The 22,404-nt window shown below is 59.7% G+C and carries 22 protein-coding genes and 2 pseudogenes; 14 read left to right on the forward strand and 10 right to left on the reverse strand.

Annotated features, from left to right (window positions below; translation table 11 throughout):
• Positions 1–411: 411 nt before the first annotated feature.
• A complete protein-coding gene (locus tag ACP7A2_RS22540) occupies positions 412–1,587 on the reverse strand; it encodes an aminotransferase class V-fold PLP-dependent enzyme (protein WP_426136011.1) in 1,176 nt (391 codons plus the stop codon).
• A gap of 14 nt (positions 1,588–1,601) precedes the next feature.
• Entirely contained in the window at positions 1,602–1,838 is a 237-nt protein-coding gene (locus ACP7A2_RS22545) for a DUF3820 family protein (protein WP_010208204.1), read from the reverse strand.
• Between the two features lie 205 nt (positions 1,839–2,043).
• On the opposite strand from ACP7A2_RS22545, the gene ACP7A2_RS22550 reads away from it, so the two are divergent.
• Positions 2,044–2,511 carry a ferritin-like domain-containing protein gene (locus ACP7A2_RS22550; protein ID WP_032891010.1) on the forward strand — a complete coding sequence of 156 codons (468 nt, stop codon included), beginning with the start codon at positions 2,044–2,046 and terminating at the stop codon, positions 2,509–2,511.
• Between the two features lie 56 nt (positions 2,512–2,567).
• Here ACP7A2_RS22550 and ACP7A2_RS22555 read toward each other — a convergent pair whose 3' ends face one another.
• Positions 2,568–3,038, reverse strand: coding sequence for a MaoC family dehydratase (locus tag ACP7A2_RS22555; protein WP_348057807.1), 471 nt, complete (start codon positions 3,036–3,038; stop codon positions 2,568–2,570).
• Positions 3,039–3,096: 58 nt separating this feature from the next.
• The gene (locus ACP7A2_RS22560) at positions 3,097–4,041 is read right to left on the reverse strand and encodes a lysophospholipase (protein ID WP_426136012.1); all 945 of its coding nucleotides are present in this window, start codon (positions 4,039–4,041) and stop codon (positions 3,097–3,099) included.
• Between the two features lie 209 nt (positions 4,042–4,250).
• Between ACP7A2_RS22560 and fadD2 the strand changes: the two genes are divergently transcribed.
• Both fadD2 and fadD1 read left to right on the forward strand, forming a co-directional pair.
• A complete protein-coding gene (gene fadD2 / locus ACP7A2_RS22565; protein WP_426136013.1) occupies positions 4,251–5,939 on the forward strand; it encodes a long-chain-fatty-acid--CoA ligase FadD2 in 1,689 nt (562 codons plus the stop codon).
• A 384-nt stretch (positions 5,940–6,323) separates the two neighbouring features.
• Entirely contained in the window at positions 6,324–8,015 is a 1,692-nt protein-coding gene (fadD1, locus tag ACP7A2_RS22570) for a long-chain-fatty-acid--CoA ligase FadD1 (protein WP_426136014.1), read from the forward strand.
• Between the two features lie 162 nt (positions 8,016–8,177).
• Here the strand turns inward: fadD1 and ACP7A2_RS22575 are convergent, their stop codons facing one another.
• A complete protein-coding gene (locus tag ACP7A2_RS22575) occupies positions 8,178–8,555 on the reverse strand; it encodes a hypothetical protein (protein WP_348057815.1) in 378 nt (125 codons plus the stop codon).
• A gap of 198 nt (positions 8,556–8,753) precedes the next feature.
• Here ACP7A2_RS22575 and ACP7A2_RS22580 point away from each other — a divergent pair, with 198 nt between their 5' ends.
• The 3 genes from ACP7A2_RS22580 (at position 8,754) to def (ending at position 10,611) form a co-directional block, all read left to right on the forward strand.
• Entirely contained in the window at positions 8,754–8,939 is a 186-nt protein-coding gene (locus tag ACP7A2_RS22580; RefSeq protein ID WP_426136016.1) for a CsbD family protein, read from the forward strand.
• A 178-nt stretch (positions 8,940–9,117) separates the two neighbouring features.
• Complete coding sequence (locus ACP7A2_RS22585; protein WP_426136017.1) at positions 9,118–10,068, forward strand: YihY/virulence factor BrkB family protein; 951 nt, start codon at positions 9,118–9,120, stop codon at positions 10,066–10,068.
• A 3-nt stretch (positions 10,069–10,071) separates the two neighbouring features.
• Positions 10,072–10,611 (forward strand): peptide deformylase, encoded by a 540-nt coding sequence (gene def, locus ACP7A2_RS22590; RefSeq protein WP_348057821.1) that lies wholly within the window; start codon positions 10,072–10,074, stop codon positions 10,609–10,611.
• Between the two features lie 69 nt (positions 10,612–10,680).
• Here def and ACP7A2_RS22595 read toward each other — a convergent pair whose 3' ends face one another.
• Both ACP7A2_RS22595 and ACP7A2_RS22600 read right to left on the reverse strand, forming a co-directional pair.
• Entirely contained in the window at positions 10,681–11,499 is an 819-nt protein-coding gene (locus tag ACP7A2_RS22595) for a class I SAM-dependent methyltransferase (protein ID WP_426136018.1), read from the reverse strand.
• Between the two features lie 59 nt (positions 11,500–11,558).
• On the reverse strand, positions 11,559–11,996 hold the full coding sequence (locus tag ACP7A2_RS22600) for a GNAT family N-acetyltransferase (protein WP_426136019.1): 438 nt from the start codon (positions 11,994–11,996) through the stop codon (positions 11,559–11,561).
• A 301-nt stretch (positions 11,997–12,297) separates the two neighbouring features.
• On the opposite strand from ACP7A2_RS22600, the gene ACP7A2_RS22605 reads away from it, so the two are divergent.
• The 5 genes from ACP7A2_RS22605 to ACP7A2_RS22625 all read left to right on the forward strand — a co-directional run bounded on the left by ACP7A2_RS22605 (position 12,298) and on the right by ACP7A2_RS22625 (position 16,859).
• Entirely contained in the window at positions 12,298–13,227 is a 930-nt protein-coding gene (locus tag ACP7A2_RS22605) for a fatty acid desaturase (RefSeq protein ID WP_426136020.1), read from the forward strand.
• Positions 13,228–13,236: 9 nt separating this feature from the next.
• Positions 13,237–14,028, forward strand: coding sequence for a phosphate/phosphite/phosphonate ABC transporter substrate-binding protein (locus ACP7A2_RS22610; RefSeq protein WP_426136021.1), 792 nt, complete (start codon positions 13,237–13,239; stop codon positions 14,026–14,028).
• Positions 14,029–14,192: 164 nt separating this feature from the next.
• A complete protein-coding gene (locus tag ACP7A2_RS22615; RefSeq protein ID WP_426136023.1) occupies positions 14,193–14,702 on the forward strand; it encodes a sigma-70 family RNA polymerase sigma factor in 510 nt (169 codons plus the stop codon).
• 194 nt (positions 14,703–14,896) lie between these two features.
• Positions 14,897–15,910 (forward strand): ABC transporter substrate-binding protein, encoded by a 1,014-nt coding sequence (locus ACP7A2_RS22620; protein ID WP_426136024.1) that lies wholly within the window; start codon positions 14,897–14,899, stop codon positions 15,908–15,910.
• Between the two features lie 19 nt (positions 15,911–15,929).
• The gene (locus ACP7A2_RS22625) at positions 15,930–16,859 is read left to right on the forward strand and encodes an aliphatic sulfonate ABC transporter substrate-binding protein (protein ID WP_426136025.1); all 930 of its coding nucleotides are present in this window, start codon (positions 15,930–15,932) and stop codon (positions 16,857–16,859) included.
• Between the two features lie 241 nt (positions 16,860–17,100).
• Here the strand turns inward: ACP7A2_RS22625 and gstA are convergent, their stop codons facing one another.
• Complete coding sequence (gstA, locus tag ACP7A2_RS22630) at positions 17,101–17,703, reverse strand: glutathione transferase GstA (protein ID WP_426136026.1); 603 nt, start codon at positions 17,701–17,703, stop codon at positions 17,101–17,103.
• A gap of 96 nt (positions 17,704–17,799) precedes the next feature.
• Here gstA and ACP7A2_RS22635 point away from each other — a divergent pair, with 96 nt between their 5' ends.
• From ACP7A2_RS22635 to ACP7A2_RS22645, 3 genes and pseudogenes are all read left to right on the forward strand, one after another.
• On the forward strand, positions 17,800–18,669 hold the full coding sequence (locus ACP7A2_RS22635; protein ID WP_426136027.1) for a LysR family transcriptional regulator: 870 nt from the start codon (positions 17,800–17,802) through the stop codon (positions 18,667–18,669).
• Between the two features lie 272 nt (positions 18,670–18,941).
• Positions 18,942–19,613: pseudogene (locus tag ACP7A2_RS22640) on the forward strand (PAS domain-containing protein); the annotation flags it as partial.
• A gap of 126 nt (positions 19,614–19,739) precedes the next feature.
• Positions 19,740–20,156 (forward strand): annotated as a pseudogene (locus tag ACP7A2_RS22645) (methyl-accepting chemotaxis protein); the annotation flags it as partial.
• An 81-nt stretch (positions 20,157–20,237) separates the two neighbouring features.
• Here ACP7A2_RS22645 and ACP7A2_RS22650 read toward each other — a convergent pair.
• Positions 20,238–20,747 carry a hypothetical protein gene (locus ACP7A2_RS22650; RefSeq protein WP_426136028.1) on the reverse strand — a complete coding sequence of 170 codons (510 nt, stop codon included), beginning with the start codon at positions 20,745–20,747 and terminating at the stop codon, positions 20,238–20,240.
• Positions 20,748–20,880: 133 nt separating this feature from the next.
• The gene (locus tag ACP7A2_RS22655; RefSeq protein ID WP_426136029.1) at positions 20,881–22,296 is read right to left on the reverse strand and encodes an MFS transporter; all 1,416 of its coding nucleotides are present in this window, start codon (positions 22,294–22,296) and stop codon (positions 20,881–20,883) included.
• Positions 22,297–22,404: the final 108 nt, after the last annotated feature.

The following is a 22,404-nucleotide window of genomic DNA, read 5'->3' on the forward strand; positions in this document are numbered from 1 at the left end:
TTGCTCGCGAATGCGGTGTGTCAGTTGATAAATTCCTTGGCTGACCGACCGCATTCGCGAGCAAGCCCGCTCCCACAGGTGATCTTCATACATCTGGAAGAATGCGATCCGCCCTGGCAAAAACAGCGCCTTTGATTCAACCACTCAGGTCGGCTACTAGGCCGCCGTGCTTTTGGTTTTGATCTTAGGCGCCCCGTTAACCACGCTGGCCGCACGCAGGCTTGAATCGCGGCGGCCCACGGATTCAAGCCGGAGTGCGGGCACACCGAGCCACAGCGAGGTGCCGATTGGTGGGGCGGAGACCTTTTGCTTACTTTTGGGTCTTTCCAAAAGTGAGCCGCTGTAAGAGCGGAACCAATACCAGCCGTTACCTCAGCAACGGAGATACACACCCAAAACCCGCCACCGCGCCTAACCCAAGCTCAACTCAGTAACAGCCTTGACCAACACACCAATATCCCCAGCCGACGTCACCAACCCCGGGGTCACCCGAATACAACTGCCAAACGCCGCCCCAACGCGCGTAGTGGTAAACACATCGTAATCGCGCAGCAGGCAGTCAGCCATCGCCTGCTGATCCCGCCCAACAAACTTGAACGCCGTAATCCCGCAATACAACCGCGGATCATCCGGCGTCAGCACCTCAACCCCCGGTAACGGCCGCACCTGAATCACCCACAAATCCCGCAGGTAATTCACCCGCGCGCCCTTGGCCGCTGACCCCCCCAACGCGCGATGCTCTTCAAACACTAACGGCAACGTCATCAGCGCAGGAAAATTCGGCGTGCTGTACGACGTCCGCGCACGCACATCGCTGGCCGGGTAGTGAAACTCACCCATGTCCGGGTCGATATCCGCCAAGCGCTCCGTCGCTATATACAGAAAGCCCAACGTCAGCGGCGCGCCGATCCATTTGTGCAGATTAAAGCCGGCAAACTGGATACCCAACTCGGGCAGGTTGAACTCGATCTGCCCCAACGCATGGGCCCCATCGAGGATCACATCCACCCCATGTTCCCGTGCCGCCCGGGCGATCGCCTCAACCGGCATCACCAGCCCGGTGCGATGGGTAACGTGGGTCAGCGCCATCAATTTCAGACGCGGGTAGCGCACAAAAGCGTCGCGATAAGCCTGCACCAGGCTGTCGAAACTGGCCGGGTGCACGTGGGACAGTTCAATCACCTCCACACCACGAACGCCCGCCAACCAGCGCATGGCGCCCTTGACCGTGTCGTACTCCAGGTCACTGATCAACACCTGGTCGCCCGGTCGCAGGCCGTTGTAGTTGCGGATCAACGACTGCAAGGCCTCAGTGGCATTGCGGGTGAACGCCACCGAATCAGGGTCCACGTCGATCAACTCGGCCAGTTGCCGACGGACCTCGACGTTCTCGCCCTGCTCGAAGCGCTGGCGCACGTAGAGCGAGTTACTGCGGTTGATAAACGCAACGTGCTCCAGATACTGCGCCCTTACGTCGCGGCTCATGCGCCCGAAGTAGCCGTTTTCCAGATTGATCGGGCCGGGCTCCAGTTCATAGCGCTGGGCGATGGCTTGCCAATGACGTTCGTTGTTTGCATTGCGTGGCATGGCGCGGCTCTTGATTAGTGGCGAGGGGCAGGTTTGCCGTGTTTGGCGCGCAGGGGTTCCAGCAATTCGGACAGGCCATTGCTGTCGATTTCCTGCATCAATGCCAGCAAGCCACCCAATTCGCCGTGGGGGAAACCTTCGCGGGCGAACCAGTTCAGGTAGGGGCCAGGCAGGTCGGCGATGATCCGGCCTTTGTATTTGCCAAAGGGCATTTCGCGGGTAATCAGCAGTTCGAGTTTTTCGGGGTTCATGGGCTTCAAGCAGTTAAGTCTAAGCCTTCGAAAATACAGGCATTCTGCATGAAGGCCAAATGACAGATCATGCAAATAACGTAGATACAGATGGTTCAATAATTCTTAAGTTATTGAAAATAAAAGATAAATCATTTTTTAAAAACCTGGCACGGGCGCTGCAATCATTAAGTCAACCTTCTAACCCGCATAAGGAAATTGAAAAATGACTGACATCAATAAAGAATCCATCTCCGTGCTGAACGACCTGATCGAGACCAGCATTGACGGTCAGAAAGGCTTCAAAGAGTGCGCCGAAGATATCAAGCACCCTGAGCTCAAAGCACTGTTTGCCAAACGTTCCGCTGACTGCGCAACCGCTGCCGCTGAACTGAAAACCGCCGTTCGTGCCCTGGGTGGCGATCCGGAAGATTCCGGCAGCGTCGCCGGTGCTCTGCACCGTGGTTGGGTCGACGTGAAGTCGATGGTTACCGGTAAAGACGAAGAAGCCGTCCTGAACGAAGCCGAGCGCGGTGAAGACCACGCACTGAAGGCTTACAAAGAAGCGATCGAGAAGATCAACAAGCACAACCTGCTGGGCATTCGTGACCTGGTTGAGCGTCAGTACCATGGCGTACAACGCAACCACGACCAGGTTAAAGCCCTGCGTAACCAGGCTCGCGCTCAGTCTTGAGCCGTAGCTGAATAGAAAAAGCCCCGCAGATGCGGGGCTTTTTTTTGAACCTGTAATCAGCCAATGCTGATCGGTGGCAACTCGGTCAACGTCACGACCTGCTGCTTGCGCGGTGCCAGAATTTCCGCTTCGCCGTCTACGACCAACTCATCACGCTGGTTGAACACGCGGGTGGCAATGCGCACGCGAAACTTCGGCAGTTTCTCGAGGATTTCCAGACGTACGGTCAGGGTGTCGCCAATTTTTACCGGCTTCTGAAAGCTCATCTGCTGGCCGATGTAGATGGTGCCCGGCCCAGGCAACTCGCAGGCCACGGCCGCGCTGATCAATGCGCCGCTGAACATGCCGTGGGCGATACGCTCTCTGAAAATGGTCGCCTTGGCGTACTCGGCATCCAGGTGCACCGGGTTGTGATCGCCGGACATGGCGGCGAATAGCTGGATGTCACGCTCTTCGACGGTTTTGCTGAAGCTTGCGGTCTGGCCGACTTCGAGGGCTTCGTACGGGGTGTTGGTAACCTGAGTCATCTAAAGGTGCATCCTGTGGCTAAACGGTAATGTAATGATCTGATTTTAAACGAATTGGTTATTCGCAGTGGGCCGGCCTGCGCAGCGTCAGAGCCTGGTCGAGCCATGTCACCACATCCGCAGTGACGGCATCGCGGTTGGTTTCGTTGAACAGTTCGTGTCGCGCCTGTGGGTAAAGGTTCAACTGCACGTGTTGGCAGCCGGCGCCACGCAGCGCGTGGGTCAGGCTTTTGAGACGCTTGCCCTCACTCACCGGATCACATTCGCCGCCGATCACCAGGATCGGCAGGCCCGGATCGATCTGGGCGAGATTGGACGCTTTGCTGATTTGCTGCAAGCCGCCGAGCAGGTCGACCCACAGCTGGTTGGTGCAGCGAAAGCCACAGAGTGGGTCGTTGATGTAGTTATCGACTTCGGCAGGGTCGCGGCTGAGCCAGTCAAACGCTGTGCGGTTGGGTTTGAACGCCTTGTTGAATGAGCCGAAGGACAGAAAGTCGATCAACGCACTGCGCCCGCGCATACCCTGGCGCGCCCGTTCAAGGCGCGCAATCACCCGCGCCGCACGGTACAGCGCCACCGGCTGGAAATTCGAACCGCTGAGAATCGCGCCATTCAAGCTCGCGCTGTGGTGCAACAGATAGGCCTGGGCAATATAGCTGCCCATGCTGTGGCCAAGCAGGATGATCGGCAGCCCGGGCTGTTGATGCGCGATGTGTTGGTTGAGGCTGGCCAGGTCGCCGACCACTTTGCTCCAGCCATCCTTTTCGGCATACAGCCCCAGGGTACCTTCGTCGGCTGTGCGGCCATGGCCCCGCTGGTCCAGCGCGTATACACCGAAACCTGCGCCACACAACGCTGCAGCCAGGCGCCCGTAGCGGCCACTGTGCTCGGCCATGCCATGGGACAGCATGATCATCGCCCTGGCCGGGCCTTGCGGCAGCCATTGATTGACGTACAGGCGGCTGCGGTCATTCGCGGTCAGCCAGAAGGTGCTGTGGTTCATGGCGCTTCCTTTGCTCGGGGTCGTTGCAGTGTATGCGCATCGGCCAGGGGCTGGGGTATCTGCCTACACGTTGGGAGCAAGATTCACACAATAAATGACACAGTCGAGTGTATTTGCCTGTTTGGTTATAGCTGCTAACGTCCTCGAAGCTCCGCTTTTTATCGCTACAGAAAAGCGGCCGGACACACTCAGGTAAGAGGACAAGAATAATGCAACCTGATTTCTGGAATGACAAACGCGCCCCGGGCGTTCCCAGCGACATCGACCTGAGCACATACACGTCGGTGATCGAAGTTTTCGAGCGTTCCTGCAAGGCCTTTGCCGACCGTCCGGCGTTCAGCAACATGGGCATCACCCTGACTTACGCCGAGCTTGAGCGCCAGAGTGCGGCGTTCGCCGGCTACCTGCAAAACCACACCGACCTCAAGCCGGGCGAGCGCATCGCGGTACAGATGCCCAACGTGCTGCATTACCCGATTGCCGTGTTTGGCGCATTGCGCGCCGGGCTGATCGTGGTCAATACCAACCCGCTGTACACACCGCGTGAAATGCGGCACCAGTTCAAGGACGCCGGCGTGCGGGCGCTGGTCTACCTCAACCTGTTCGGTTCACGGGTGCAGGAAGTGTGCGCCGACACCGAGATCGACTACCTGATCGAAGCCAAAATGGGCGACTTGATGCCCGCCGCCAAAGGCTGGCTGATCAATACCGTGGTCGACAAGGTCAAGAAAATGGTCCCGGCCTACAGCCTGCCACGCGCCTTGTCGTTCAAGCGCGCCTTGCGCATGGGCGCAGGCCTCGGCCTGACCCGGCATCCCGTGACACTGGATGACATCGCCGTGCTGCAATACACCGGCGGCACTACCGGCCTGGCCAAGGGCGCGATGCTGACCCACGGCAACCTCGTGGCCAATATGCAGCAGGCGCGGGCGTGCATGTCCCAGGTCGACGATGACGGCCAGCCGCTGATGAAGGAAGGGCAGGAGGTGATGATTGCGCCGCTGCCGCTGTATCACATCTATGCTTTCACAGCGAACTGCATGTGCATGATGGTGACCGGCAACCACAACGTGCTGATCACCAACCCGCGGGACATCGGCGGCTTTATCAAGGAGCTGAAAAAGTGGCGGTTCTCCGGCCTGCTAGGGCTGAACACGCTGTTTGTGGCGCTGATGGATCATCCGGAATTCAAGACCCTGGATTTCTCCCACCTCAAGATCACCAACTCCGGCGGCACCGCGCTGGTCAAGGCCACCGCCGAGCGCTGGAAGACGCTGACCGGCTGCTCCATCGGCGAAGGTTACGGCCTGACGGAGACGTCACCGGTGGCGAGTACCAACCCGTACGGCAGCAAATCGCGCTTGGGCACAGTGGGCATTCCGGTGCCGGGCACGGCGATGAAGGTCATCGACGACGACGGTCGTGAGTTGCCGTTGGGTGAGCGCGGCGAGCTGTGCATCAAGGGCCCGCAAGTGATGAAGGGCTACTGGCAGCAACCGGTTGCCACCGCCGAAACCCTCGACGCCGAGGGCTGGCTCAAGACCGGTGACATCGCGGTCATCGACGTTGACGGCTTCGTGAGCATTGTCGACCGCAAGAAAGACCTGATCATCGTCTCGGGTTTCAACGTGTACCCCAACGAGATCGAAGAGGTGGTGATGGCGCACCCGGCCGTGGCCAACTGCGCTGTGATCGGCGTGCCGGATGACCGCACGGGGGAGGCGGTGAAGCTGTTCGTGGTGGCGCGCGCCCAGGGCGTGAGCCTTGAGGAGTTGAAGGCGTACTGCAAGACCAACTTCACCGGGTACAAAGTGCCCAAGCATATTGTGTTGCGGGACTCATTGCCGATGACGCCGGTAGGCAAGATTTTGCGCAGGGAATTGCGCGACATCGCCTGACATAAAACGCCGTTAAAAATGTGGGAGCTGGCTCGCCTGCGATAGCTATCTTTCAGTCACCGGATGTATCGACTGATAGACCGCCATCGCAGGCAAGCCAGCTCCCACATTGTTGTTAATCGCCCTGTAAGACCCATTCCAGAGCCTTTTGCTGGGTGAATGTGCTGCTATTTAAAGTGTGACCAAATATTGTAGGACAGTCATGTTTATGACTGTGGAGCCCTCCTTTGGCTCTAGGCGGCCCTTGGCAAAGCTGCTACTCTCGGCGCGCTTTGTGACGTCTCGGCCTGCTTGAAAGCGCCAGATTCACCTTAAAAAAACATACACCAATAATAATCGCATCAAATGCGATGATGAATTCGCGTCGCTGAGGAGTGGGCTTCCATGAACGAAGACTTTTGGAAGGATAAGTACCCCGCCGGGATTGCTGCAAACATCAATCCAGACGAGTATCCAAATATTCAGGCGGTACTGAAACAGTCCTGCCAGCGCTTCGCCGACAAACCGGCTTTCAGCAACCTGGGCAAAACAATCACCTACGGTGAATTGTACGAATTGTCCGGTGCCTTCGCCGCGTACCTGCAACAGCACACCGACTTGAAGCCAGGCGATCGAATCGCCGTGCAACTGCCCAACGTCCTGCAATACCCGGTCGCTGTGTTCGGTGCTATCCGAGCCGGCCTGATCGTGGTCAACACCAACCCGCTGTACACCGCGCGGGAAATGGAACACCAATTCAACGACTCCGGCGCCAAAGCCCTTGTATGCCTGGCCAACATGGCGCATCTGGCGGAAAAGGTCGTGCCCAAGACCGCCGTCAAGCACGTGATCGTCACCGAAGTCGCCGACCTGTTGCCACCGCTCAAGCGCTTGCTGATCAACAGCGTCATCAAGTACGTGAAGAAAATGGTCCCGGCGTACCACTTGCCCAACGCCATCAAGTTCAACGACGTGCTGGCCAAGGGTCACGGCCAGCCGGTCAACGATGCCAGCCCGGCGAGCGGCGATGTCGCCGTGTTGCAATACACCGGCGGTACCACGGGCGTTGCCAAGGGCGCGATGCTCACCCACCGTAACCTCGTGGCCAACATGCTGCAGTGCAAGGCGCTGATGGGCTCGAACCTCAACGAAGGCTGCGAGATCCTGATCACGCCGCTGCCGCTGTACCACATCTATGCGTTCACCTTTCATTGCATGGCGATGATGCTGATCGGCAACCACAACATTCTGATCAGTAACCCGCGCGACCTGCCGGCGATGGTCAAGGAACTGTCGAAGTGGAAGTTCAGCGGTTTTGTCGGCCTCAACACGTTGTTCGTGGCGCTGTGCAATAACGAAGGCTTCCGCAAACTGGACTTCTCCGCGCTCAAAGTCACCCTATCGGGCGGCATGGCCCTGCAACTGGCGGCCGCTGAACGCTGGAAAGACGTGACGGGCTGTGGCATCTGCGAAGGCTATGGCATGACCGAAACCAGCCCGGTGGCCAGCGTCAACCCGATCCAGCACACCCAGATCGGCACCATCGGTATTCCGGTGCCCTCGACCCTGTGCAAAGTCATCGCGGATGACGGCACCGAGCTGCCGCTGGGTGAAGTCGGTGAACTGTGCGTCAAGGGCCCGCAAGTCATGAAGGGCTACTGGCAGCGCGAAGACGCCACCGCCGAGATGCTCGACAGCGACGGCTGGCTGAAGACCGGCGACATCGCGATCATCCAGCCGGACGGCTACATGCGTATCGTGGATCGCAAGAAAGACATGATTCTGGTCTCCGGTTTCAACGTCTACCCCAACGAACTCGAAGACGTGCTGGCGACCCTGCCGGGCGTGTTGCAGTGTGCAGCCATCGGCGTGCCGGACGAAAAGTCCGGGGAACACATCAAGATCTTCATCGTGGTCAAGCCAGGCGCCACCCTGACCAAAAACCAGGTGATGGAACACATGCGTGCCAACGTCACCGGCTACAAGGTGCCCAAGGCCGTGGAATTCCGCGATGCATTGCCGACCACCAACGTGGGCAAGATCCTGCGCCGTGAGTTGCGGGATGAAGAGTTGAAGAAGCTCGGTCTTAAAAAGTAACCCGTAAAAAACCCCGCGAATGCGGGGTTTTTTATTGTTGGATTGAAATGCAATCCAATGTGGGAGCTGGCTTGCCTGCGATAGCGGTGTATCAGCCACCTATTCAGGCACTGACAGCCAGCCATCCCAGTCAAGCCAGCTCCCACAGGTTTAACCGAGTTGTTACAGGGCGAACTGCGCGAAACTCACACCCGCACCCGCCGGGCGCACATCCTTCAGGAACGAGTCCTTATCTGCACTCAGCTCCAGGGTGATTTCCGGGCTGCGCTTGCCCGCGTTGCGCACCACCAACCCTTCAAGCTTTTCGCGCATGAACGCCGTTGGCACCTTCAGGTGCAGCAACTGGTCGGTCTCGGCGTTGTGCATCAACAAGTGAAGCCACTCGTACTGGCCCACCGAAATACGGCCCACCGGCAGGTCGAACCACCAGATGTTGCGTTTGCGGTCCAGGTCCGTGAAGTGGCAGTTGTTCATGCCGAGTACGGCACCGCCCAGTTCCAGGTTTCTGCGGGCGATAGCCTGTGCTTTATTGAGTTTCATAACCTTCCTACGGGATCTGTTATTCAGCGTTATAGCCTGAATGTGCCGCGCATTCTCGTGGGTTGGCCGCAAAACATAAAGCCAAACCTGTTCATGGCGATGAAATGCTCGCTGAAAATAATTGAAACTCTGCGCAAATGCCTTGGGTCAATCGTTACGTAATGACCAAAAACCATCGATTGTTCCAGGAGAAATACCATGAGCAGCACATCGGATAAGGCAAAAGGTTTGAAGGACGAACTGGTCGGCAACGTTAAGCAAGGCGTTGGTAAAGTCACCGGCAACGACAAACTGCGCGCAGAAGGCGTAGTGCAGGAAAAGAAAGGCGAAGTCGAAAAAGCGGTGGGTGACACCAAGGACGCGGTAAAAAAAGCGACCAAGTAGCCCTGATTCCCTGGCTGGTTTCAGCAGCCAAACGGCCATCCACGGATGGCCGTTTTTGTGTCACCTGATGCGGTTAAAGTTCGAAATTGTTTCAAGGTCGCCAAATAGGCTACCTTGATGTAGAAAACGGCCCCTGAGTCGCCCACGAACTCTACCTTTTGCGGCGAAAGGAGACGCTATGATTTTTCCGGTTTTACAAGGCCTCAAGCTCCATAAAGTGCTGGTGCGCACTGTCACCGAGTTTCTCGATGACGAGATGCCCACGTACGCTTCGGCGCTGGCCTACCAGATGCTGTTCTCGCTGTTTCCCTTCCTGCTGTTCCTGATTGCGTTGATCGGTTTCCTGCACCTGCCGGACTTTTTCAGCTGGTTGCGTCTGCAGTCGGAACTGGTCTTGCCGCCCCAGGCGCTGGAGCAGGTCAACCCGGTGATCGACCAGCTACAGCAATCCAAGGGTGGCTTGCTCTCGGTGGGTATCGTGATCGCGCTGTGGACAGCCTCCGCGGGTGTGCGGTTGATGATGAGCGCGATGAACGCCGCCTACGACGTGGTTGAAGGCCGACCGATCTGGAAGCGTTTCCCGCTGTCGGTGTTCTACACCATCGGCATCGCCGGCATGCTGCTCGCCGCTGCTGCGCTGATGGTACTCGGCCCACAGGTCATGGAATGGCTGGCCGGGCAGATCGGCATGCAGGAATTCGTGGTCACCTTATGGACCATCGTGCGCTGGCCGCTGATCGTTATTTTGCTGATGTTCGCCGTGGCCCTCATGTATTACGTGATGCCCGACGTCGAGCAGAAATTTCGCTTTATCACCCCAGGCTCGGTACTGGCCGTGGTGGTGTGGATCGTCGCCTCCCTGGGCTTCGGTTATTACGTCAAAACCTTTGCCGACTACAACGCCATGTATGGCAGTATCGGCGCGATCATTGTCCTGCTCCTGTACTTCTATATTTCTGCCGCCGTGTTGCTGCTGGGGGCTGAGATGAACGCCGTGATCGAACACATGTCGGCCGAAGGCAAGGACCCAGGTGAAAAGGAGTTCGATGAGCACGCCGGCACAGATGAAAAACAGCACGTCTGCGGCCTAGGCCGTGACCACTCCAAGCCCACCACTGACGAAGCCTGATCGATGATCCGTGAAATCCTGAAAATGGGCGATGAGCGCCTGCTGCGAATTGCACCGCCGGTTCCGCCGGAAATGTTCGACAGCCCCGAGCTGTGGCAATTGATTGATGACATGTTCCAGACCATGGAACACGTGGGCGGCGTAGGCTTGGCCGCACCGCAGATTGGCGTTGACCTGCAACTGGTGATTTTTGGTTTTGAGGCCAGCGAGCGCTACCCGGATGCGCCGCCGGTGCCGCAGACCATCCTGATCAACCCGCTGATTACGCCGCTGAGCCCAGTGATGGAAGAGGGTTATGAAGGTTGCCTGTCCGTGCCCGGCTTGCGAGGGGCGGTGGACCGGTATCAGGAAATTCGCTACGAAGGGTTTGATCCCAAAGGCGAGCCGATCACGCGGATTGCCGAGGGTTTTCATGCGCGGGTGGTGCAGCATGAGTGTGATCACCTGATTGGTCGGTTGTACCCGTCGCGGATCACCGACTTCAGCAAGTTCGGGTATATCGAAGTGATGTTCCCGGAAATGGATCCTGCAGCGGACGAGTAACCCTCTGACACACCCAAACAACTGTGGGCGCTGGCCTGCCAGCGCCCACAGTTGTTTGGGTGAATCGGTTTATTTGGCAGGTTTAACGAACCGCAACGTCATCCGGTCCGACTCCCCAATCGCCAGGTACCTGGCCTTATCCTGCTCCCCAAGCTTGAGCGACGGCGGCAACGTCCACACCCCGCCCGGGTAATCCTTGGTGTCCTTCGGGTTTGCATTCACCTCACTCTGCCCGGCCAGCTTGAACCCGGCATCCGTCGCGAGCTTCACCACTTGCGCGGTGGTCAGGTAACCGCTGTTTTTGATCGCTTCCAGATCCGCCCCATCCTTGGCTCGGTGATCTTCCACACCCAGCACGCCACCGGGTTTGAGCACCGTGTAAAACGCGCTGAACGTGGCCGGTGCGGTGCCGGCGTCCACCCAGTTATGCACATTGCGAAAGGTCAGTACGGCGTCCACCGAATCGGGTTTGCCGAACACCGGGGCTTTGGGGTCAAACTCGACCACCTCGGCTTTGCCATAACGCGCTGGGTCGGCGGCGAATTTCTTTTTCAGGTTGGCTTCGGAGGTCGCCGCGTAAGCGCTGCTGCTGGCGGCTTGTACGGCGGCAATGTAGTGCCCGTGATCCTTGAGCAACGGCGCCAGCACTTCGCTGTACCAACCGCCGCCGGGGGTAATTTCAATGACGCGCTGCCGGGCGCCCAGGCCAAAGAATTCCAGGGTCTGCTGCGGGTGGCGATAGCCGTCGCGGGCAGCGTTGGCCGGGTCGCGCCAACTGCCGGCGAGCACGCTGGCGTATTGCTGCGCGCTGATCGGAGCGTCGGCTGCCTGGCTCAAGGCCGGGAAGAGGAGGGCGGTGAGGGACAGCGCTGCAAGTGTGCTTTTCATGATCGTCCTGTAAGGGGCCACGGTGCCGTCGAGGCTAGCACGTGCCCTGCGCGGGCTGATCACACATTATCCGCAGTCGACCTCACCAAACGGTCTAAGCCCATCGCGATCATCGGCTTGTTGCGCTTGTAGCGCACCAGCCGCTCGCTCAGCGATTGTGGCAACAGCGTGTTTTGCGTGAACCCCATGCGTTGATACAACGCTTCCAGGTCGGGATGGCACAGCAACCATACCGTCCCTTCGCACGACGCCACGGCCTGCAGAATCAAACGCGCCGCCAACCCCTGGCCGCGATACGCCGGGGCCACGAACACCCCGGTCAACCACTGCCCGCCCACCACAGGCGTCAGGCACAACCCGGCCACAATCTCACTCTCCCGAGCCACCCACAAACGCCCGCCCTTGAGCGCTTTCATCGACGAATGGTGGTGGCGGTAAAACTTGTTCAGCAGCGGCCACAGCGGCTCTGCCAGCACTTCAATGTTCAGCTCGGGCATGGGGTTCAGCAAACGTAATCGAGGGCCGCGGATTATAAGCGCCTTCTGGCGGGCAATAGGTGGTATACCCAGTGCTACATCCCCGTTCAGTGGAGCACGCATCATGGCCAAAGGTATGGATTCAAAGAAAGCCGCGAAGAAAAAACCGGCAAAGACCGCCGATGAAAAACGCGCCGACAAGAAAACCAAAAAGTCCGAGACCGGCCTGTTCGGTCACTGAGTTACACGCTTAGAACCAAACGGTCTGCAAGATTTTCCGGCCTCACTGCACAGAGCAGGAAACACCTGCTCTGAGCGGCCGATGGCAAACTACCTTGATCTGACCCACCGCCGGGAAATCGAAGCCCTGGCCCATCGCTTCACTGCCCGCACCGAATGGCCAACCTGGCTGTTACTGATCGGCGTGTATGCCGGCTGGTTCGCCGTGATACTAGGCAGCCATTGGCTGGGCCTGTGGCTCAGCACTCTGTTGCTGATCCCGCTGGTGACGCTGTGGCTGTCGGTGCAGCACGAACTGCTCCACGGCCATCCCACGCGTTCACTGCTCGTGAACAAACTGCTCGGCTACGCCCCGTTTGCCGTGTGGTACCCGTATACCCTCTACCGTAACAGCCACCTGCTGCACCACAACGACGAAGACTTGACCCTGCCCGGTATCGACCCGGAAAGCCGCTACCTGAATCAATGTCAGTGGGACAACAGTTCGCTGGCCGAACGTGGCGTTCACTGGCTGACCAAAACCCTGCTTGGCCGCTTCCTGCTCGCAGCGCCCCTGGCGGTTGGCCGACTGGCGCGCAACGAGTTGCGACGCCTGCCGCAGGTGTGGCCGATGTGGCTCGCCCACGGCACCGTGACGGTGCTGATGCTGAGTTTTATCGCCCACTACAGCGCGTTGCCGGCGTGGCATTACGTGCTGCTGGTCACCGGGCCGGCCTTGTCCCTGGCGTCGATCCGTTCCTACTATGAACACCGCCCGCACCCGCAGCCGGAACAGCGCACTGTGCTCAACGAAGCGTCCTGGCCGTGGACGTGGCTGTTCCTCAACAACAACCTGCACCTGGTGCACCACGATTTACCGAAACTGCCCTGGTACCTGTTGCCAGCGGTCTACCATGCGCGCCGCGAACAATGGGTGGCGCGCAGCGGAGGGTTTGTGGTGCAAGGCTACGGCCAGTTGATCAGCCGTCATGGCCTGAAAGCCATCGACAGCCCCCGGCACCCTTTTGCGTGAGAGATGACCATGAGTGACCGCTACGCCGAGCTGCTGATGTACGTCGCGCCCGAGCCCGTCCAGCAGGCGAACCAACTGTGGCTCGCGCGTATCTTCGAGCGCCTGAACCTGCGCCGCGGCAACGCCGACCACCTCGACCTGCATGGCCTGTGGCTCGCCCCGCAATTGCTCGTCACCCAAACCTGCGGCTATCCGCTGATGACCCAACTGCGCGGCCAGGTCCGTGTCATCGGCCGCCCGCGTTACGAACTGGCCCACAGCAGCGGCGGCGAGCATTGCAGCCTGTTGCTGACTCGCGACGACAACCCACGCATCGCCCTGGCGGATTTCTACAACAGCCGTGGCGTGATCAATGGCCACGACTCCAACAGCGGCATGAACCTGCTGCGCGAGCGCCTGGCCCCGTTACAGCGCGACGGGCGTTTTTTCGCCGGCCTCGGCATCAGCGGCGCCCACCGTGAAAGCCTGCGCTGGCTGCGCGAAAACCGCGCCGACCTTGCCGCCATCGACAGCGTCACCTTCGATTACCTCGCGCGGTTCGCCCCGCAGGAAGTCGCTGGGCTGCGCGTTGTCACCCACAGCGCACCGAGCCCGACCTTGCCCTACATCGGCCCGCCAAGCCTGAGTGATGAACACGTCCTGCAGATTCGCGAGGCAATGAACCTGGCGTTGCAGGATTTACCCCACATTGCCGAAACTCTCGGCCTGCGCGACGTCCTCCCCGCCAGCGAAGACGACTATCACGTGCTGCTGGACTACCAGCAACAAGCCGCCGACCTCGGCTACTCGACGCTGCAATGAGCGTTCCCACATGCAGCAAAGGGATGCTTCGCGCGACGCTCCTCGTATTTCTTTAAGTTATATAAAAATGCCTTTTAAATATTATTAAAGAATAAGCGGTCTTGTTAGGATCGCCCCAACCGGAACACCGGACATAACGCGCAGCCTACTCAGATGGAGCCACTATGTCCGGCGCCGACATTTCTCACCACGATTACGTGGGCGGATTATTCCGCAGTCATTACGACTGGCTGTGCAGCCGTCTGCACCGCCACCTTGATTCCCGTGCGCACGCCGAAGACATCGCCGCCGCCACTTTCTGCCAGTTGCTGAACTCGCCGAGTCTGACGCCGATCCGTCAGCCCCGCGCCTTGCTCACCACCATTGCTCAGCGCCAGATGTACCAGCTGTGGCGCCGCCGCGACCTGGAGCGCGCCTACCTCGACGCCCTCGACAACGACGAAATGTCTACCGTGCCTTCGCCCGAAGACCTCGCGCACCTGCTCGAAGCCCTGCAAGCCATCGACACGCTGCTCGACGGCTTGCCGGCCAAGGTCAAGGCGACCTTTTTACTCTCCCAATTCAATGGCCTGACCTACCCGGAAATCGCCGCCGAGCTGGGTATTTCCCAGCGGTCGGTCAGTGACTACATAGCTCGCGCCTTTAACCGTTGCCTGCGGCTGTGCCTGGAATGAAGCGCCACGGGCGGCTCAGTGATGACTTTCACAACAACGTGAACTGCACACCGATCCAGTGTGGGAGCTGGCTTGCCTGCGATAGCGCAGTGGCAGCCAATGATGAAGTTGGATGTGCCGCCCTCATCGCAGGCAAGCCAGCTCCCACAGTGGATCTGCTGTGTTTTGAAGACCGAATCACCAAGAGGCTACCCATGAAAAAACTCAAAACCCTGCTCGGTGGCTCGCTGCTGGCGCTGACTCTCCTGGCCCAACCCGCCCACGCTGGCGAAGCGGTCAAACCGATTCTCTTCGGCGACATCACCTGGGAAAGCGGCAGCCTGATCACCGAAGTGCTGCGCGTGATCGTCGAGAAAGGCTACGGCCTGCCCACCGACACGTTGCCCGGCAGCACCGTGAGCCTGGAAGCCGCCCTGGCCAAGAACGACATCCAGGTGATCGGCGAAGAGTGGGCGGGGCGCAGCCCAGCGTGGATCAAGGCTGAAAGCGAAGGCAAAGTGTTCGGCCTGGGCGATACCGTCAAAGGCGCCACCGAAGGCTGGTGGGTGCCGGAGTATGTGATCAAGGGCGACGCCGAGCGCGGCATCAAACCGCTGGCGCCTGAGCTGAAATCGGTGGCTGATTTGGCGCGCTACAAAGATGTGTTCCGCGACCCCGAAGACCCGACCAAAGGCCGCTTTCTCAACAGCCCTACCGGCTGGACCTCGGAAATCGTCAACAGCCAGAAGCTCAAGGCCTATGGCCTGAGCGACAGCTTCGTCAATTTTCGCACCGGCTCCAGTGCGGCGATGGACGCCGAAGTGGCGTCGTCGGTCCGACGTGGCAAACCGGTATTGTTTTACTACTGGTCGCCCACGCCGCTGCTGGGCCGCTTAAAGCTGATCCAACTGGAAGAACCGCCATTTAATGCCGAGGCCTGGAAAACCCTGGCCGACGCCAGCAACCCGCACCCCATCGGCACCCGCTCCCTGGCGGCGCACCTGGCGATTGGCGTGTCGGCGCCGTTCAAGACGCAGTACCCGCAACTGGCGAGCTTTTTTGAAAAAGTCGACCTGCCGATTGACCTGCTCAACACCACCCTCGCGCAGATGAGCGAGAAGCGTGAGCCGCCGCGCCAAGTCGCGCTGGCGTTCCTCAAAGAGCAACCGCAGGTCTGGCAACACTGGGTGCCGGCGGACGTGGCGGCCAGGGTCCAGGCAAGCCTGTAACCGAACGGAGGTGGTAGATATGCTTAAGTTTTTCAGCACGATCCTGGCTTCAATGGTGTTTTTTGGCGTGGCATCAGCAGCCGAGCCCGCCACCTTGCGCATCGGCTACCAGAAAAGCTCGGTGAGCATGGTGCTCGCCCGTGAGCACAAACTCTTCGAAGAGGCGCTGCCCGGTACTCAAGTGCAGTGGATCGAATTCCTCGGTGGGCCGCCGCTGATCGAAGCGCTGAACGGCGGCAGCCTGGACATCGGCAATATCGGCGACATTCCGCCGATCTTCGCCCAGGCCGCCGGCATTGATTTGCAGTACTTCGCTGTGGAGCCCAACGACGGCAAGACCGAAGCGGTGCTGGTGCCCAAGGCCAGCACGATCCAAAGCGTGGCCGAACTCAAAGGCAAACGCGTGGCACTGCTCAAAGGCTCCAGTGCGCACAACCTGTTCCTCAAGAGCCTGCTGCGCGCCGGTTTGCAGTGGAAGGACGTAAACGTGGTGTACCTGTCGCCGTCCGACGGGCGCGCCGCGTTTGAGCAGGGCAAAGTCGATGCGTGGGTGGTGTGGGACCCGTACTACTCGGCCGCCGTGGTCGACGGGGCCGCCCGTGTATTGGGCGACGGCCAGGGCCTCAACCCGGCCGGCAGTTTCTTCGTGGTCAACAGCCCGTTTGCCAAACAGTACCCCCAGGCCATCGCCACGGTTATCAAGACCCTGGCCAAGGCCCAGCGCCTGTCCCTCGACCAGCCGGAGCAGAGCATCGCCTTGATGGCCAAGACCCTCGGCCTGCAACCTGCGGTGGTGAAAAGCTACTTCGAACACCGCTCGCCCGCGCCGATCCGCCCTCTGGAAGCCGTGGATGTGGCCAACCAGCAGCGCACGGCCGACCTGTTTTTCGCCAACGGCCTGATCCCGAAAAAGGTCGATGTGCAGCAGATAGTGTTCAAGGGCCCGTGAGTGTATGTGGCAACCGGGCTTGTTGAGGTGAACAGACTTGTTGTGGCGAGCGGGCTTGCTGTGGCGAGCGGGCTTGCCCCGCGTTGGGCTGCGAAGCAGCCCTAAAACCATTCACCCAGGTACATCTGGAAAAGCAGGGTGGCCTTGAATGGGGCTGCTTCGCAGCCCAACGCGGGGCAAGCCCGCTCGCCACGACAAGCCCGCCTGCCACGACAAGCCCGCCGCCTAAGTGAATTGCAGGTCAGGCGGCCTCGGCAGCCAGTGCAGCGGCTACAGCTGACCGTTCCCCCACTCTTTGCTGAAACGCTGCCAACGCCGGCCATTCTCCCAGGTCAATCGCGTGAAACGCCGCCCAGCGCAGCACCACGAACAAATACGCATCCGCCACCGAATACTGCTCACCCAACAAATAATCCTGCTTCTCGAGCGTGCGCACCAGAATCGCAAACCGCTTGAATAACGTGGCCAGGAACATCGCCCGCACGTCACCCTGAATCGCATCATTAAAGAAAACCGCCAACCCGCCATGAATTTCACTGGCGATAAAATTCAACCACTCCTGCAACCGCACACGCTCCCAGCTGCCATTCACCGGCGCCAACCCCGCCTGCGGCTTCAAGTCGGCCAGGTATTGCAAGATCGCACTCGCCTCCGTCAGTACCTGACCGTTATCCAGCTGCAGCGCCGCCACGTAACCCTTGGGGTTGATCTGCAGGAAATCCTGGCCGTCGGCGGTGGTTTTCGCCTGGTTATCCACCTGCACCAGCTCAAACGGCACGCCCAATTCCCGCAACACGATGTGCGGAGCGAGGGAACAGGCGTGTGGGGAGAAATACAGTTTCATCTAGGGCTACTCGGTAGGGTTTGCGCCAGTCTCACGGCCATGGCACCGTGCGTAAAATTAAACCTTCAGACCCTATCCATAAGGACAGCTACTGCCATGATGAACCTGATGCACTGGCGTCTGCTGGTGGCCGTGGCCGATCACGGCAGCATTACCGCCGCCGCCGAGCAGGTGGGCATGACCCAGTCCGCCGCCAGTCAGGCCATGGCGTCCATGGAAGCCACGCTGGGTGCGCAACTGTTTACCCGTGAGCCGCGCAAGACGTTGCCCACTGCGCTGGGGCTAAGCGTGATCGAGCAGGCGCGGGTGATGATGGCGGCGCTACAGACCATTCGCGCCACCGTGGATGAAGCGCGGCCCTTGCTGCGTGGGAGCATTCGCATCGCCAGTTTCCCCATGGTATTGGCCACGTTTCTGACGCCGCTGTTGCAGCGTTTCCGTCAGTTGAACCCGGGTATCGAGGTCACCACCCTGGACGTTACCGACAGCGAAGTGCACACCTTGCTCCATGCCGACCTGATCGACCTCGGCGTGGTCCTTAACCCCAAGCCCGAGCGCAACGCCACGGTGTTGGGCCGTGACTTCTGGATGGCGGTGCTGCCCGTCAGCCATCCTTTCGCACAGCGCCCGTTTGATGCGACGGTGACGCTGGCCGAGCTGCTGGAACAACCCTTCGTCCTCGCCACCGGCGGCTGCACCGCCAACGCGCGCAGCCTGGGAGCGGCGGCCGGGCTGACGCTGCGCGATGTCCGCGTGGAAGTGCGCGAATGGAACAGTGCCTACAGCCTGGTGCGCGAAGGCGTCGGCGTTACATTGGTGCCGGAAATGGCCTTGCCAGCCCAGCGCAATGGCCTGCGCGTCATGCCGCTAACGGTGCCGTTGCACCGCGAGTTTGCTTTGGTCGGCTCACCCAGCCGTGCGCCATCTGCGGCGGTCAATGCATTGTTAAAGATGCTGGCGGACTAGTGGCCTTGCATAGCGCCAAGCCCTGTCTATGCTCACCCAGAACCGTTGATGACGTTTGGCGTATAAAGCGTTTCGGATGGTTATTTCCCCATGAAGGTTTGCCAGTACTAACCAACAATTGAATGGAATGCGCCTTTCGGGCGCCGGGAATCAAGGGTGATCTGACCATGTTTAACCGCCAGCGCAAATTTGACCTGCAAGAAATCCAGCGTTTCTCCTGCGCCCTTACCGAAGCCAATGCCAAAATCGCCGCCATTGGCCGTTCCATGGCAATGATCGAGTTCGACCGCAACGGTGTGATCCTCGATGCCAACGACAATTTCTGCAACGTCATGGGTTACGACGTCGAGGAAATTCGCGGCCAGCATCATCGAATCTTTTGCGAAGAGGCCTACACCCAAACCGAGGCCTACACCACGCTGTGGCGCGACCTTGCACGGGGCGAGTCGCTGAGTGGCACCTTCACGCGCCTGAACAAACGCGGCGAAGAAGTATGGCTTGAAGCCAGTTATATGCCGGTGCTGGACAGCAACAATCAGGTGCAGAGTGTGATCAAAGTGGCGTCGGATATTTCCGCGCGCGTGCACCACGAACACGAAAACCAGAGCCTGATCGACGCCATTAGCCGCTCCATGGCGGTGATCGAGTTCAGCCCGCAAGGCCAGATCCTCAACGCCAACGACAATTTCCTGCGCACCGTGCAGTACTCGCGCGAAGAAATCATCGGCCAGCATCACAGCCTGTTCTGCCACCGCGCCGAGGTTGAGTCGCCGGCGTACAAGGCGTTCTGGGCCTCGCTGAATCGCGGCGAATACCACTCGCACCGGTTTGAACGCAAGAATAAGTACGGCAAAACCCTGTTTCTGGAAGCGTCTTACAACCCGATTTTCGACGCCAGCGGGCGCCTGTACAAAGTCGTGAAATTCGCCAGTGACATCACCGACCAGGTCACCACCCTGCGCACCGCCGCCGACTCGGCCCACGCCACCTCGGTACAAAACGACGCCTGCGCGCGCAAGGGCTCGGAGGTGGTGCAGCAAACCGTGCAGATCATCGAAGAAATTTCCCACGACCTGAACGAGGCCGCGCAGAGCATCGATGCGGTGAGCAAGCAGTCGGACATCATTGGCTCTATGGTGCAGACCATCCGCAGCATTGCCGAGCAAACCAACATGCTGGCGCTCAATGCGGCCATCGAAGCGGCGCGGGCCGGTGAACACGGGCGCGGGTTTGCGGTGGTGGCGGATGAGGTGCGCAGCCTGGCGGCACGTACCAGCCAGGCCACGGTGGAGATTGTTGACGTGGTGCGCAAGAACCACGACCTGTCGGTGAGCGCGGTGTCGAGCATGCAGTCAAGCCTGACCCGCACGGGGCTGGGGGTGGAATTGGCGAACGAGGCGGGGCAGGTGATCCTGGAGATTCAGGAGGGGTCGCGGCATGTGGTGGATGCGATCAGTCAGTTCAATTCCACCCTGCAACTGCAGTAAACACACGCTCAATGTGAAACCTGCCTCTGTGGGAGCTGGCTCCCACACAAGCCAGCGTTCACATTGGTTCAGTGGTGTCTGTTAGATCGCGGCCAGGGTTTCTTTCACCGACTGCGCAGGGTCAGTGGCTTTTGCCGCTACCTGCTGCTGGGCCTGCTGCTTCACCCGGTCAGCCACTTCCTTGGAAATAGCGTCCTGCTTATCCTGCGGCATCGCCTGCACTTGCGCCTCGGTCAAACCCTGCTCCTTGAGCAATTGCTCACGGATGCGTTCGGCCGGGGATTTATTCATGAACTCAGTGAACTCAGCACGCGCGGTGCCGCTGGTGGAATCGGTGGCCGGTAAACCCGTGGTCGGCGCGCTGGCCGTTGTGCTCGCTTGCAACTGCACGCGGGTTTTGGCGAAGGCTTCGTCGACGCGGTCGTTGGCCTTGTTCAGGTCGGTCTGTGCAGTCGGCACGGTGACGCTTTGCTGCGCAGCTTGCGCGGCGCCGCTGTAGAGCGCGCTGGCGGCGGCGTTGGCCGGGTCCATGTCGGAGCGCTTGAGCTGTTGGATCGTCGCCTGGGCCTGGGGATTGTTGTTAACCAGCATGATCATTCACCTGCGGATAGGTTCGGTCCCACAGATGGAGCAATTAGCATGCCGAAGGTGATGCCCCCGGTTTTATTGGGGATGGCGCCGCCGCCGCGGCAACAATTGTCCCGCCAGCGGCGAACCGTTGCCGTCAGTCGGCGATGTTTTCCAGCGCCAGGTTACGGGTGCGTGGCCCGAACCAACTGATGGTAATCATCACGATCAACATGCTGCTGGCGATAAACGCCAACACCCCCGGCGTGCCCAGGTGTTCAAGGATAAAACCGATCAACAGGCTGCTGAACACCGTGGATAAACGGCTGAACGAATAGCAAAACCCCACCGCCCGTGCGCGGATGTTGGTGGGGAACAGTTCGCTCTGGTAGGAGTGGTAACTGAAGCTCAGCCAGGCGTTGCAGAAAGTGATCATCACCCCGCAAATCACCAGCCCCACCGCCGTGGTTTGCAGGGCGAACAGGCTGCCGAAAATCATCGCGCCCATGGCCGAGCCGACGATCTGCCATTTGTTTTCGAAGCGGTTGGCCACCTTCACAAACAGCAACGGCCCCAGCGGGTAGGCGAGGGTGATGATGAAGGCGTAGAGCAAACTGTGGGTCACGCTGACGCCCTGGCCCGACAGCAAAGCCGGCAACCAGTTACCGAAACCGAAAAAGCCGATGGCCTGGAACACATGAAACACGATCAGCATTAACGCACGGCGACGGTACGGCGGTTGCCAGATATCGGCAAAACGCCCGCTGCCTTGCACGCTGATGGCTTCCGGTTCCGGCTCATCCAGCGGCTTGCCGTGATCCTTTTGGCAGCGTGCCTCAATCGTGTCCAGAATGTTGCCGGCCTCATCGAAGCGGCCTTTTTGCGCCAGCCAGCGCGGCGACTCCGGTAAACGCTTGCGCAGTTGCCAGATAAACAGCGCAAACACCGCACTGCTCAACACCACCAGGCGCCAGCCGGAAATGCCGAACGGCGCCTGGGGCACCAGCCACCACGACATCAACGCCACCGCTGGCACTGACAGAAACTGGATAAAAAACGCAAAGGCAAACGCCGAACTGCGCATGCGCTTGGGCACCAGTTCCGAGAGGTAGGCGTCGATGGTCACCAGTTCGATGCCCAGCCCGATGCCCACCAGAAAGCGCATGCAGATGATGCCCAGCGCCGAGGTCTGAATGCCCATCAGCACCGTGGCCACCGTGTACCAGATCAACGCAAAGGTGAAGATCGCCCGGCGCCCGAAACGGTCGGCGATGGGGCTGAGCAGGCTGGCGCCGAGGAACAGGCCAAGGAAGGTCGCCGAGGCGAACGCCGCCTGGTCGGAGAAGCCGAACACGCCCTCGCTGCCGGTGTGGAAAATTCCGTCGCTGATTAAGCCTGGGCTGATGTAGGCGGTCTGGAACAGGTCATACAGCTCGAAAAAACCACCAATCGAGAGCAGCGCCACCAAGCGCCAGATCGTGGCGACGGCCGGCAGGCGGTCGATGCGTGCACTGATATGAGCGGCGCGAACCGGGTCGATGCCGTCGGTATTTGAGGCGGTAAGAGTCGACATGGGGCGAATTCCAGGGGGCGGTGACCTGGGATCTTAGCGGGCTAACGGAAATCGGCGCTTGTGAAATTGCGTGCGGCCGGCCACACATTCGCCGATTTATTGCGCCAA

Source organism: Pseudomonas sp. PWP3-1b2 (genome assembly GCF_049896045.1).
In the GTDB taxonomy this organism is placed as follows: Bacteria; Pseudomonadota; Gammaproteobacteria; order Pseudomonadales; family Pseudomonadaceae; genus Aquipseudomonas; species Aquipseudomonas antarctica_B.